This is a genomic window from Flavobacterium faecale (assembly GCF_048320115.1).
GTDB classification, from domain to species: domain Bacteria; phylum Bacteroidota; class Bacteroidia; order Flavobacteriales; family Flavobacteriaceae; genus Flavobacterium; species Flavobacterium faecale_A.
Map to the genome: position 1 here is coordinate 1,000,906 of NZ_CP182943.1, position 13,695 is coordinate 1,014,600.

12 protein-coding genes and 2 pseudogenes are annotated in these 13,695 nt (G+C 34.1%); 6 read left to right on the forward strand and 8 right to left on the reverse strand.

The genetic code is table 11. The features are described 5' to 3' along the window. Positions 1-203: 203 nt before the first annotated feature. The gene (locus ACNH59_RS04145; RefSeq protein ID WP_418264170.1) at positions 204-1,865 is read left to right on the forward strand and encodes a GH32 C-terminal domain-containing protein; all 1,662 of its coding nucleotides are present in this window, start codon (positions 204-206) and stop codon (positions 1,863-1,865) included. Positions 1,866-1,968: 103 nt separating this feature from the next. On the opposite strand, the pseudogene ACNH59_RS04150 reads toward ACNH59_RS04145, so the two are convergent. The 7 genes and pseudogenes from ACNH59_RS04150 to ACNH59_RS04180 form a co-directional block, all read right to left on the reverse strand. Beyond that, positions 1,969-2,133, reverse strand: a pseudogene (locus tag ACNH59_RS04150) (transposase); the annotation flags it as partial. 157 nt (positions 2,134-2,290) lie between these two features. After that, a complete protein-coding gene (locus tag ACNH59_RS04155; protein ID WP_418264171.1) occupies positions 2,291-3,388 on the reverse strand; it encodes an ImmA/IrrE family metallo-endopeptidase in 1,098 nt (365 codons plus the stop codon). Between the two features lie 11 nt (positions 3,389-3,399). Further along, the gene (locus ACNH59_RS04160; protein WP_418264172.1) at positions 3,400-3,732 is read right to left on the reverse strand and encodes a type II toxin-antitoxin system RelE/ParE family toxin; all 333 of its coding nucleotides are present in this window, start codon (positions 3,730-3,732) and stop codon (positions 3,400-3,402) included. A 183-nt stretch (positions 3,733-3,915) separates the two neighbouring features. After that, positions 3,916-4,932: a DUF2971 domain-containing protein gene (locus ACNH59_RS04165; RefSeq protein WP_418264173.1), complete on the reverse strand. Its 1,017-nt coding sequence runs from the start codon at positions 4,930-4,932 to the stop codon at positions 3,916-3,918. A 609-nt stretch (positions 4,933-5,541) separates the two neighbouring features. Further along, positions 5,542-6,795, reverse strand: a complete 1,254-nt coding sequence (locus ACNH59_RS04170) for a type II toxin-antitoxin system HipA family toxin (RefSeq protein ID WP_418264174.1) — start codon at positions 6,793-6,795, stop codon at positions 5,542-5,544. 56 nt (positions 6,796-6,851) lie between these two features. Continuing rightward, positions 6,852-7,142 carry a helix-turn-helix domain-containing protein gene (locus tag ACNH59_RS04175; RefSeq protein ID WP_418264175.1) on the reverse strand — a complete coding sequence of 97 codons (291 nt, stop codon included), beginning with the start codon at positions 7,140-7,142 and terminating at the stop codon, positions 6,852-6,854. Positions 7,143-7,235: 93 nt separating this feature from the next. Continuing rightward, positions 7,236-7,346: pseudogene (locus tag ACNH59_RS04180) on the reverse strand (ATPase); the annotation flags it as partial. 830 nt (positions 7,347-8,176) lie between these two features. On the opposite strand from ACNH59_RS04180, the gene ACNH59_RS04185 reads away from it, so the two are divergent. From ACNH59_RS04185 to ACNH59_RS04195, 3 genes are read left to right on the forward strand one after another with little or no spacing between them, the layout of a single operon-like run. After that, positions 8,177-8,935: a hypothetical protein gene (locus ACNH59_RS04185; protein ID WP_418264176.1), complete on the forward strand. Its 759-nt coding sequence runs from the start codon at positions 8,177-8,179 to the stop codon at positions 8,933-8,935. A gap of 51 nt (positions 8,936-8,986) precedes the next feature. Next, positions 8,987-9,397 carry a DUF5675 family protein gene (locus ACNH59_RS04190; protein WP_418264177.1) on the forward strand — a complete coding sequence of 137 codons (411 nt, stop codon included), beginning with the start codon at positions 8,987-8,989 and terminating at the stop codon, positions 9,395-9,397. Beyond that, on the forward strand, positions 9,394-9,672 hold the full coding sequence (locus ACNH59_RS04195; protein WP_418264178.1) for a hypothetical protein: 279 nt from the start codon (positions 9,394-9,396) through the stop codon (positions 9,670-9,672). The genes ACNH59_RS04190 and ACNH59_RS04195 overlap by 4 nt, the downstream gene beginning before the upstream one ends. A gap of 232 nt (positions 9,673-9,904) precedes the next feature. On the opposite strand, the gene ACNH59_RS04200 is transcribed toward ACNH59_RS04195, so the two are convergent. Beyond that, positions 9,905-10,324: a DUF6943 family protein gene (locus tag ACNH59_RS04200; protein ID WP_418264179.1), complete on the reverse strand. Its 420-nt coding sequence runs from the start codon at positions 10,322-10,324 to the stop codon at positions 9,905-9,907. 1,233 nt (positions 10,325-11,557) lie between these two features. Here ACNH59_RS04200 and ACNH59_RS04205 point away from each other — a divergent pair. Together ACNH59_RS04205 and ACNH59_RS04210 are read left to right on the forward strand one after the other, a co-directional pair. Continuing rightward, positions 11,558-12,805 carry a coiled-coil domain-containing protein gene (locus tag ACNH59_RS04205; protein WP_418264180.1) on the forward strand — a complete coding sequence of 416 codons (1,248 nt, stop codon included), beginning with the start codon at positions 11,558-11,560 and terminating at the stop codon, positions 12,803-12,805. Between the two features lie 16 nt (positions 12,806-12,821). Then, on the forward strand, positions 12,822-13,673 hold the full coding sequence (locus ACNH59_RS04210) for a hypothetical protein (RefSeq protein ID WP_418264181.1): 852 nt from the start codon (positions 12,822-12,824) through the stop codon (positions 13,671-13,673). The last annotated feature ends 22 nt before the right edge of the window (positions 13,674-13,695 follow it).

Genomic DNA, 13,695 nt, shown 5'->3' on the forward strand with positions numbered 1-13,695 from the left:
CCGTTCCTAAATTGATACGCTTTGAACGGACTAGTATTTAATTTCTTAAAGGGTATCAGGATGATTTTGTATGTGACCTATTCTTAAAAAGTAACCGTTTTTAAAATAGGACAAGAGCATATTATTTCTTCTTAAAATAGTCATTTATTCAAAATGACCGCTTATGTAATTATTTAACCAATTAACCAAAACCATTATATATTATGAAAATTACTAATTTATTCCAAAAAGCAGTCTGTTTAGGATCCTTTCTTTTTTTACTGAATGGATGTACCTCTGAAGCAGTAAAAGAATCTTCTACAACGGCACAAAATGCTTCATTTTCAAAAAAAGCAGTACCTATTTCAAAAACAGCTTCAGCACTGTCCTGCGAGGCTCAAACAGAACAAACGGATTATAGTATTTATAGAATGGTATCAGACGGCACGCGTATTGGAGATGTTATGCCTTATTATGATACCACTAGCAATTCCTTTTATGTTTATTATTTGAAAGACATCTGGAATGATGCAATCAATAAAAGACATCCCTGGTATGGATTTAAAACCACTGACTTCTACTCTTATTCTGAACTTTCTGCTGGAGAAATTTTAAGTTGTAACACCAACAGTTGTGCACAAGATTTTGCTTTGGGCACAGGTAATATTATTAAGAACGGAAACACCTATTATGCTTTCTATACAGGGCATAATCCCAATTACCCTTCTTCTTGTGTGACTAAAAAAGAAGGGATAATGTTAGCGACTTCAACCAGTCTTAATACTAATTTCACGCACAACACCACATTTACAACAATATATCCGCCAACGGGGCAGGGTTTTGATGAAAATGATAATTTCAGAGATCCTTATGTTTTATGGGATGCTACTTCGTCTAAATATATTATGCTTGTCTCTGCACGAAAGAATGTGAGTGGTACTTGGAAAGGAGTCATTGTAAAATATACCTCGACTAACTTACTCAATTGGAATTATCAAGGGGTAGTTTATGATGGCGGTTCACAGAATTTCTTTATGATGGAAACTGCTGAAATTTTTAAAATAGGAAGTACTTATTATCTTATTTTTTCCGATATCGACAGTAAGTATTTATATTATAGAAAAAGCAGTTCAATAAATGGCCCCTGGACGATGCCTGTAGGGTCGGATAGATTTGACGGAAAAGGATTTTATGCCGCAAAAACTGCTACAAACGGAACTGACAGGTATATTTTTGCATGGACTAATATTTTAACTGGTAATAATGACTCTGGCACTTGGGGATGGGGAGGTAACCTTGCAGTGCATAAGTTGTATCAAAAAAGTAATGGTGATTTAGCAGTAGCTATACCGCATACTTTAAAAAATAAAATGGAAACTACTAATTATACCCCAGTTGAGAATAGTCGATGGGGAAATATAAGTCCGCTTTCTGGAGGCTTATCCTATCAATTGAGTAGTACGGCAAATTTTGATGTAGCAAACATCATTTATGACCCCATTGATCTAGCACAGTATAAAATAAGTGCTAGTGTATCTTATAGCAGTTGTAGTAAAGATTTCGGTTTTATGATTGGCACTTGCGATGGATATGAAAATTTTTATAGCTTGAGATTCGTACCTTCTCAAAATAGATTTAGCCTTGATAAAACAGTACGTTCGCTGCTTACTAGCAGTACAGTAGCCTATAATGATGTTCCCTATGTTTTTAGCCCTAATACAACATATGATATTCAGATTATAATAGAAAATTCCATGCTTACTGTATATATTAATAATGAAGTAGCTCTTACAAGTCGAGTGTATAAGGCTTCAAATACCAATTGGGGTATATTTACAGATAATAGTACCGCTTCTTTTCACAATATTAAGGTGACTAAGCCGTAAATTATGTGCTATTTTGTAAATTGTTTTTAAAATTCACTCGCTATTAAAACTGAAGAGGCTGTCCGAAAAGGATAGCCTCTTTTACTTTATAAAAAGTTTTTTCTTATTTAAAAACCAGAAAATGCTTATTTTGCTTGATGCTTCCAAAAACAGGTTCGGGTTCAATACATCTTTTAGCAAAAATTTCTTTTCCTTTTTCACTTTCTGAATTTTCTCTAGCCTGGGCTTTTAGTTTTTGAAGATTATGACTGATTTCTATTTTTCGGTTACCTTTTGTATTATTAAATCAATCTCGCAATGATTGATTGGTCATTTTATCAATTGACATATATTTCAAACACGCATGTTGACAGCACTCTCTTATTTTTTCTTTTTTATCTATTTCAGATCCATTTATTTGACGAGCTGTAGAATTATCAATGACGTTAAATTCCCACACCAAAATTAATTGGATGAAACAAATTATTACCTAAACCAAAAGGGACTAAACCTAAATGCTGTAATCTACCAATAATAATAGCTGAATGTGTTTGGAATTTTTTAGCGTATCTAATAACATCAGCTTCGGTTAGGTTGTGATTACTTGTAATTTCTTTCTCCTGTTCTTTACTCAAAAGCAAATCAGCGGAAAAAGCATCTGCTTCCTTTTCATAAATTTGATTTTCTCCATCATATTCGATGTTCTCAATAGAAATATATTTTTTGCCATGAAGCAAAATATGCCCAATCTCATGAAAAAAAGTAAACCAAAATATATCATTTCTTTTATAACGTCCGCTTAATTGTATCAAAGGAACATCATTTAACCATCTTGTAGAGCCATGAATTGGTGCTTTAGGTAAACAAGGTGTATGTACAACTTTAACACCTGCATAACTGCATAAATCTTGTATTTGGGTAAAAAAGTCCACAGGTTGTGAAACCATTATTGCTTTTAACTTTGGCAAAATTTCGGTTAATTTCTTTTTATTAAATTCTGGGATGTTCAAAGCATCGGCTTGAATTTCCCCCTGCCTTAACCATGCTGCTATTGCTCCAGCATTTTCATTTTCTTTAAGTGAAATTCTAAAATTCACTAATAGTTTTTGATTATGATAAAAATCATAATATCCTTTAGTATTAGAAACTTCGAAATACTCAAATAAATTTATAACCTTTTCTTCTTTTTTAAGAGTTGTTTTGACCCAACCTAATGAAGCCATTTTAGCATAAGGAAACGTTTTAGACCATTCAATACCTTCTTCTATTGTTTTTTGGTATTCAACTCTCGCTAAATATTCATCGTAAGCTCTTTGTCTATTAATCCAAAAATGGGATGGAATTTTTAATACTTGTTCAAATAAAATCCCCATTTCGGGAGTGATACCACTTTTTCCATTCAAAACATCTGAAATTGTTTTTTCAGGTTTTCCAGTTCTTACTGCAAATTCTTTTGCTCCCATTTCTTTTTCAGCTAAAATTTCAGCTAAAGTAGTACCGGGATGTGAAACTGTTTGAGGGTAATATTGGGTAATTGTTGCCATCTTGTTTTTTGTTAGTGATAATCTTCAATTTCAATTATTTCAACTCCTTTTATCTCTATCCAGAGATATTGACCGTCTCCATTGGTAGGAATTGGGTCTTCGTGAGGTTCAAAAATTAATCTATAAGGATGGACTAAATTGCAAGCCCATTGTCCTTTTCTGTTCCCAACTAATTCATGGTAATTGCCGGGTAAATGTCTAACATCTTCTAAGGTTTGTGCTGCTGCTAAATCATCAAGACGCTGTTTGTATAAATCAGCTTCTCGTTTGCCAAGTTTCTTTTCTGCTAATCTGTCATCATTAGCATACTTCCTTAATTTGTTATCATCAAAGGTAATTTTCATGCAAATATATTTATTTTAATTAACAGATAGTGTTAATTAAAATTATTTTTTTGTTAATACTGATGTCTTTGTGATAGAATATTTTGCTTAAATTTTTTATTATTCCAATAAAATCAAAGTAGTATTTTTACCCAGAACACTAGCAATATTATATGGTATATTTCTAAAAATAGCATGATATCTTCATCTCATTTTAATAATTTCTTTTTCATTGTTTATTTGAAAAATTTCAAATTCATAATTATGAGTAGTTCTAATTCCATTCAATAAATCAGTTATTGCGACTTTATTTTCTACAGAAATATTAAAACCAAGTATAATATTTTTAATCTCAATTTGTGGAAATTCATCAAAGTAACTAAGACTGTCATTATTTATATCAATTTCTTTTTCCGCATAAGGATGTCTTCCCTTTAGAAATAATTTATTGAAATATTTCACCTCTTGATTTGAGTTAATATCTTGGTAAATAGTTTCAGCAGGGAAAAAAATGTCTTTTTTGAATAACAATCTTATTTCGTTTTCTCCTTCATATCTTTTCGCTTTATGAAACGATTGCAATTCTAAAAGCAACTCTGGAAAGTTATTAGGAAACATTACATTGTCCTTATTATTTATATAATTCTCAGCTAATTTTTTTAATTCAGTTAATGGTTTTAATCCATCAATCCCATATTGCATCTTTCCTAAAATAAAAAAACGTGGATTTTTTTTCGTTAATTCAAACTCAATAATTACCCCTTTGCCTTTATCACCATATACTTCCCACATTAACTCATTGGTTTTAGTGCTTTCACTAGACTGACAAGCGGAAAGACAAAACACATTTTTTCTTAATTGATCCATATTGGCTTGTTCATATTGAAATATTGAATTTTCCTTAAAAACTGAAGCCCCGTAATGCAATTCACTTGTATCAATTAAATTACCAAATTCTGACATCCTTAAATAGCCCGAATCTAAAATAGCCTTCAATGCAAACAATGAAGTATGATGAATAAATTTACCATCCCCTTTGTATTCATAATCCGTTTCCTTAAACAATTCACAAGATGATAATTTTCCTTCAAAATAGTTGGTGGGAGCACCATTTATGAAGCTTTCTTTTAATTTTGCATTTGGCAAAACAGGATGAATTACTGTGCTAATAAAATCATCTACCCTCACAAAGTCTTTGGATATTTGTTTATCTATTGCCATCTAAATCTCAATTTTATCAATCTCCTTCATAATTCGATCTGTTTCAAATAAAGCCACAATCATTTTTTGATAGTGCAAAATATCCTCATAACTTAATATATTCTGTAAACCTTGAATGATTCATCCAGAGAGGTTTTAGAAATGCATTATGGGATCATCCGGTTTGAAACAAGATATTTATTTTGGTAATGTATTGTTGAATTGTCATTTGGTAACACTTTATTTTTAAGACTCTAAAAATAAGTAATTTCATCTAGTTTAGATGAAATTGTTATTAACAATAGAATACCTATTTTCTTTTATCTATCGTTTTTGTATCAAATGTTGTCAAATTGAACATTTACTCATTCTCTTTATTTGAATTTTGGAAAACGTGAATGTTTAACCTCTTACCGTTTGTCGGTAGTCTCAGAAGAAAATGTAATAAGATTAAACATTTGTCTTTTAATAGTTTTATAACATAAAATTTAGGGAAATCTGCCTAATCTGCGTGAAAAAAATAATAAAATCCTAATGCGTATTTTGGGTTTACTCGATTGATTTTCATTCGAAACTACATATAAGTAAATTAATTTTTTATAGTTACCCTAAACAATATTTAGTTTTATATCACGCTATCTTAAAAGCTTTTTCCATCAATTCCTGTTCACTTCTCGGAATCCTTAATTTAGCAGCTAATTCTTTCCATTGTCTCACTACACCAGTCACTTGGTGGATTATATCATCCATTTGAATGTTGTTTAATCTGAAATATTCCCCTACACTTTTAGCCAGTTCAAAATCGAGAGCGTTGTTGTCCATATCGATGTTTAAGGCCAAGCCTTCTTTGTCAATTGATGGATTGAGATCATAGGCAGGTGATAGAATCCAACCGTCTTTGGCGAGTACGAATCCGTGATTGCGAAGGTGGTCGTCGGTATTGGAAATTGCAATATTAAAAATAATCCTACGCCAAAGTTGGTGTAAATTGGCTTCTACATTTACACCATAGTTGCTGATAAACTCGGCTAAATCGAGATATGATGCTGGGTTGTCACGAATAGTGTCTTCGTTGTTTCCGGTCATGGTCATGGCTGAAGCAAAATGAATGCGTTCACCGTTTTCGCGGTCAAAGCGTTTAGTGAAAAAGGTATTGTAATTGCCTATAATCTTTTGAATTCGGCTTTCGGCCATGGTGATGCCAGATTGTAAGGCTAGTTGATAGGCTAGAAATTCCCACGCTGCTTTATCGATTGTATCCGTTTTGGATGGAAATTTGGCAATCCAAAGACTTTTGTCAGTGTCTAAAATATTGGCTTTGGGTCTTGCTCCCCCTAATGAAGAACCAGGAGCCATCAGTATTGTAAGCCATTTTTTCACTTCATCATTATCGTCGTCATTTTCAAAACTATTAGCTGCGTTTTGCAATTCACGAATTGAAGACCAAGGAGGCGTTGGAGTTGTTTGGTTATTATCTAGAAAATCTCCATTCGGGTCGGTTTTGAAGCGTAAGGCACCCATACGGCTTTCATCGTACACGCCTAAAAGGAAATCGATATCATAGAGCGTTGGTGCTTTTTCATCTTTTTCTTTGGCGATTTGTGCAGCTCTGCGTTTCATTAGTGTTCGCCCCCAAGTATCGGGCATACTATCGAGAAAAATACCAAAGTTTTCTTTTTGGTTTGGGTATTGTGGACCAGTATACAACTGGATATCGGGATCTAAAAGGAATTTATCTGATGTTTTTAGCCAATCTTTGTCGTACTCAAAACTAAAGGCCTTTTTGCCTTTGGCCTGATGAGCCGAGAGCGTTCCAATCATTTTAGGTTCTAACAATCCCTGCCAGTGTGCGTAGACGAATATGTCGGTTTTATTTTGAGCCATTAAATTAGTTGTTTAAAGTCTTCTAGGCTTAGACAAACTCAGCCTGACAAGAGTTTTTACTTTAAAAGTTCTAAATCTTGGAGTTTCCTACCCAGTTCATCATCGGCAGCGAGTTTGAGAAAATCATCCTGAAGTCCTAAAACACGAAGTACATTAAAATAGGCTCCCATAGCTACACCAGCATTACCCGTTTCAATCAGGTATAGAGTAGAACGTGCAATATCGGCACGTTCGGCAACTTGTACAGCTGTGAGTTTTCTCCTTTTACGAGCCAATTTGATGTTTTCACCCATCTGTTCTAAAATCTTATTGTACTTCGGGAAAATAGTTTGTTTCTTGGTACTCATAATAAAATGTTTGATATTCTAAACAAAAATAGCTTATTTGATTGAAATAACAAACGTTTTTTGCTTTTAACAAACATTTTGAAAATTTTGTTTTCATCGTTTGTCCTTTGCATTTGAATCGAAAGCTATGAGATTAAACATCTGCCTCAATCGCGAACGAACCCTATTGCCGTAGGATTTTTCGATTTCGGAAGCAAAATAGTTAACCGCAATATTGTTTTAGTAGTAGTTATTCGTACCGACTAATTTAAATTCTCCAAAACAATCATAATCATTTCTGAAGTGTTTGAATATATTGTTCAAAAATTAAGTTATAGAAAACAAAAAACCTCGAAAACACTATAGTTTTCGAGGTTTTGATACCTTTTGAATTTTAAATCAGCAGAGAGAAAGGGATTTGTACTCTGTTAGGAATGCCTTTATTTACAAGGGATTTTGTCTGAAAAAATTCTAGGGTCTCGATTTTGAATCTCAAAAAATCATGCTTTATTGTGACAAATTTTACAGTACTAAAATACAAAATTCTCATTAAATACTAGTTCAAAAAACGGATAAGTTAAGGCTATTTTTAGTCAATTATTAAAGGCATAACCTGTTCATGAATTAAGCTTGTGTATGTGCAAAACTCAACAATACTTACAAATTCATTTTCTTGCTTATTAAGGTCTTTTCTAATCTTTTGAAGCAATCTTATACTTTGCCGATAACTCTTTCCTGTAATTCGTTGTATGTCCTTTGGGTAGATGCATAATCTTTTTGCTGTGGCTCTCATACTTTATCTATGGCTTTGATTGGGCTATACTATACTTGAAATACCCTTTTGGGTTTATATAGATTAAATTTAGTAAATAATTCTTTTCGTACAAAGGGAGTCATCTAAGTTGTATTCTGCCATTTGTGTCACAAAGTGACACATGGGATAGAACAACCTTTTTTTTGTGCTTAATTCTCCTAAAATTTGCTTTGAAATCAATTCAGAAATGTTGCAACAGGATGATGATTTAGACTAATTATTAATCTAAATATTAGGAATTATGGCAAGGCAAAAAGGCATAATTAAATTGAAAGGTACTATCGGTGATATTACTTTTTACAAAACGAAAGACGGTCATTTGGCCAGAGAAAAGGGCGGTGTGGATGGCGACAGAATCAAAAACGATCCTGCGTTTCAAAGAACGCGTGAAAACGGTTCGGAGTTTGGAAGAGCTGGGAAAGCAGGTAAGGTTTTGCGAACTGCTTTACGTGTCTTGCTTTTGAATTCGGCTGATGGTCGTATGGTGAGTCGTTTGACGCAATCTATGGTCAAAGTCATCCAAGCGGATGAAACCAACGAACGTGGATTACGAAACGTTATTGATGGTGAGGCAGAATTATTGGCTGGATTCGAATTCAATATTCGTGGAAAATTAGGAACTAGTTTGTATGCTCCTTATACTGGAGCTATCGACAGAGTAACAGGTGAAGTGTCTGTAGATATTCCTCCATTTATTCCCTCGAATATGATTGCTGCTCCTGGAGGAACTACTCACTTTAAAATCATTTCGGCTGGTGTTGAAGTAGATTTTGAAAATGAAACCTTTGTTGAGGAACATTCAGAATCGGCTATTTTACCATGGAGTGCAGTCCCTACAGCGGTGATTAGCCAAGTAAACACAGTAACTCCTAACAGCACTAAACCATTGTTTTTGGCTTTAGGCCTTGAGTTTTATCAAGAAGTAAACGGTAGCATGTATTCGTTGAAAAATGGAGCGTACAACCCGCTATCGCTTATTAAAGTTGATGGAGGCGTTTAAGGGACTTCGACTCCCGAAGTTTCGGGACAGTCTGACAAAAAAGGTTAAAAAATGATTTTGTTTTTAACTAGAACTTATTTCCCTGATGGAACTAATGGGAAACTCGAATGTGAGGGTAAATTAATTTGTAATACGATTGAATTGCCTTGGAAGAATAATGAAAAGCGAGTTTCCTGTATTCCAGAAGGGAAGTATTTTATTAGAAAGCGTTACAGTCAAAAATTCAAATGGCATTTGGAAGTTGTTGCTGTACAAAATAGAAGCTATATTTTGTTCCATCCCGCCAATAATGCTTTGAGAGAATTAAATGGATGTATCGCTCCGGTCACAAAACTATCTGGTCCAGGTTTAGGATTGATGTCGAGAAAGGCATTTATTGCCCTAAAAGCGATTGTTTATAAAGCCTTAGACCATAGTGAGCGTGTAGAATTGATTGTTGAATCTGTAAATACAGTATTATGAATGTAGTAGAAAGAGCAAAAGCTCCCACACCAAAGTTTTTTAAAGTTTTGCGAAGTATTGGATTAGCCTTATTGGCCATCAGCGGAACTATAGTTGCCGCTCCTGTAGCTTTGCCCGCAGTAATTGTGAGTACCGCAGGATATTTGGTCGTTGCTGGAGGTATCATCTCTGCAATAAGCCAAATAACGGTTGACGAAGCTGCTTTGGATGATGAAGTGATCTTGAAACGTTTGCAAAAAGAGAACGAAAATCTAGCTCGCGATGGAAACGAATAACCAACTCCCAGTAGGAACTGCAACAGGCACTTTTTTGAGTATTGTACCCAATATTTTATCTGAAGATATTTTAAAAACCATTATTTTAGCAGTCATAGGAGCCACCGTCAGTTTTATCGTGTCGCTCCTTTTAAAAAGGATGATAAAATCCAAAAAATAGTTTCGGTTTTGATTGGTAACCTTTTCCGAAGCAATGCAAAAGCCTGGACGAAAGTCCAGGCTTTTTTGTTTTTTACCTCAACTGGTTTTGAAGTAAAGCCCATTTTAAATTTTCAATTTGTTCGATTGTTTTTGAATAATGATGTTGCAGCTCTTCTAGTTTTTGTATGCGATTCACAAAATCTAGATGTTTTTGATGTTGCCGAAAAGCTTTCAGGACCTCATCACGGAAATAGTTTTTAAAAGTTCCTATCCGAATAAAAGGAATAACGGAACCGATTTGATACTGGTGCCAATAATTAGCTTTCCATAAAGCGTAAGCGATCCAGTATAAATTCTCAGATTCTTCTTTTGTTTTTACAGTTACTAAAAAGCAATTCGGGCAACTTTCTTTTAATGGTTTACCTGCATTTTTGCCTTTGCTTAAAATAAAGAAATGCGGCTGTGTAACCATTCTTTGGGGTTGGTGTGTCAGTACGTTGTGAGAAGTCATAATTCTGGATTTAAAATTATGATTCTGCTTCGCTACGCTTCGCAACATATCTTTTGAAAAGAAAAAAAGAAAAAAAAAGAAAGTCGTCCTTTCGGTGAAGGTTTCAAATGAAGTCAAGTTTTTTTGAAAAAATACTACCTAAGTGGTTTTGTAGAGGTGGTACATACTTTGAAGTCGGATGGTGAATCGGAGAAGTGAAGGTGGAGATTTTTTCAAAAACCCGTAGGGCTTGAACTTTACTATTTGAAACCGTAGCAGACCTTTACTTTCTTTTTATTTATTTTTTTGGAGCAGATTGTTTCTTATGTGGATGGTCCTTCGCAAACTCAGGATGACAAAAGTTCCTATGGAAATCGGCAATCAAACACCCCCAAGCACCGCAAGGAGCAAAAAAAGTGGTGCCCCTTTTTCAGGGGCAAGGAACTTTTTTTTGCGGATGAGGAGCGCAGTGGCGGGGTTGCGGCAATCGAACAGCCACCATAGACGCGGGAGGTGAGCGCAGGTACGGAGCGAAACGTAGCGGCTATGAGCGTGTAACGGCGGGGAAACAATAAAAGACTCCCGCCTTTTTTTGGCGGGTAACCTTGATTCAGGGCATAGCGACCATCAAGTACTAAAGTTGAAAAGAAATCATAATCGACCTTTTACATTAAACATACTTATATGTAGATTGTGGAGCAAGCCAACCCCGATGGCTGGGCGAAGGAGCAACCGCCAAAAAGCTGGAGGGCTATAACTGTAATATGGCTGGAATGTAGTGAAGCGCCCTTCGACTACGCTCAGGTTGACAAATGGTTTTAAAAATGAAATCCAATATTTCACATTAAAAATAAAAGTTGTGGCAGCGGAACGAAATGAAGCGGTATTACAGTTATGGTAGCCCGACCGAACGCAGGAAGTGACCGTGTGAAGATGAGGAACAAGCAGTGCAATAAAACAGCTGCTTATTTGCAAGCTGCTGTTTTATTGTGACTGCGCCGTGTCTGTGGAACGGAGGGCAATTCGAAAAGTTCAGGATTATGGGTAGTTAAATTGAAATAAGTAATTCCACAAAATAGTGTAGCCCGACTGGAACAGCCGAACGGAACAAAGGGAACGACCGTAGAGAGACCGCTTGATTGCTTTGGCTGTTTGAATAAAGCTTCCGACTGCCGTTAAATTAAAAATATAAAAAAAAATTTTGTGAACGGTTACCTTTTATTTTTTTCTATATAAATAAGAAAAACAAATATTATGGAACATACAAACAACAAAAGCGAACAGGCAGTTGAAACTGCAAATGACAATCTTCAAACACAAATGGATAATTTATCCAATCAAAAAGTGGAACGGGTCAGAAGCTTTAGAGAGTATGCTTTTGAAAAAGCAGGATTAAACCGTGGTGATCATCTTTACTTGAAAGCTAATCTACAATGGATTAAAGATGGACATTTAGTTGACGAAACTTATAATGAAAAAGAAGAGCATCTTTTAAAGCAACAAGTTCAAAACAAAATCATTGCAAAAGACGAAGAAAAGGAAAAAATGGAAGGTGATAAAAGAACAGCTATTGAAGTTTCAAAACCTTCTATCGAGAAAAAAATTAAGGATTTGAATGATGAAATTCAACAAACTAAAATTGACTTAGCTGAGAATAAAGTGGAAACTGGTTACCAACCTGAAAAGCACTTCATGTATGCTGGTTTAACGGTTTTGTTGTCTTTTTATTTAATGTTTTTCTATGCTTCAGCAATTTACGCTTCCTTTTTTAGAAATGCTGGTACTTTACTTAGAACAGCTGGAGATGACATTACTTTGTATATGGATAGTATTTTTGATGTGAACGGGATTTTTACAGCATCATCATCATTAATAATCGTTTATTTAGGAGCCTTCTTGTTTTTTGCAATCGGACTCATACCTCATAGTATAGAAGGAAAACATAAAAAATTAAATATTGTACTTGTTGTTATTGCTGCTTTTATAACGGATTGTTTTATGGCCTATAAGATCGATTTAGGAATTCATGACTTAAAAGTAATGGCAGGAATTGCAGATGAGGATTGGAATTTTTATTCAAGCATTAACTTTTACATGGTACTTCTTTTTGGATTTTGTGCCTACTTGGTTTGGGGATATATGTTTGAAATGATGCTCAAAGAAAAAAATAAAAAAACAGGAGATGCAAAAGCAGCTATAATCATCAAAGGGCTGAAAGAAGAAATTAAGAGCTTGAAAAACGAACTTCAAATTTTGGAAACCAAGATTATTGAATTAGAAACACAAATTAAAAGCATTCTTTCCCAGTTGGAACAATTGAAAAAAGACTTAGAGGGTCGAATGCTTAATCCTGATGTTTTGTCACAAAACTTGACTAGTTTTTATATGGGATGGCGTCAATACTTGAATGGTACCGATCTCAACTTAGAGAAAGTAAAATGTGAGGAGACTTTCAATGATTTTATTAAAAGTCAATTTAATCAAGCACCTAATCTTAACTAATTTAATAAGTACGAAAATGAAAAATATATTTTATACCCTTAGCCTCGTTTTTATAATTTCTTTAGTATTTACTTCTTGTAGAAAAGAGGAATCAAAAAAAGATATTAAACCATCCAATTACATTGTGGTTTTGGATTTAAGTGACCGCATTCTTGTGCCGGAGCAATTGGATAAAGACTTTTATTTGATTGAACAATATTTTAAAATTTTTGAAAAAAATGCAAGACGAAATTTGGTTCTCAGTTCCAAAGACCGTTTTTCCGTTAGAATTATTCCGCAAAATAACAGCCCTTTAAATATAAATCATTACGAAGATTTACTACGAATATATCTTGATGAAACCCAAGTAAAGGATAAAAATAAATCGTTATTAGAATTATCACAGTCATTATCTAAGGTGTTGAATGGCTTAAAGAAAGATGCTTATTATGGAAAAGTTTCTAGTAATTATTTTGGAGTTGATATTTGGGCTTATTTACACGATAATGGGAAGGGATTGAGTAAGCCTGGTTTTGAAAATAAAATACTAGTTCTTACAGATGGTTATTTTGATTTTGAAAGCCAAACACACGTAATCAAGAACAAGAATCAATATACGAGTACTCGTTTTCTGAATGAATTGACCACATCGGACTGGAAACAAATTGCAGAGTCAAAACAGTATGGGTTATTGCCGATACAATTAGATAAAAACACCCAATGGGTTGTAGCTGGAATTTCCGGGAAGAAAGCCAATGATATTTTACAAACAGAAAAAATCACTTATTTCTGGAAAAAGTGGTTAACTCAATCAGGGGTCACATCTTCTCGATTTATTTTGAATGGTTCTAAAACAGCTATGAGCTCAAATTTGATAGCACAAATGTAAAAACTTGTTTGTTCCTCAAGTT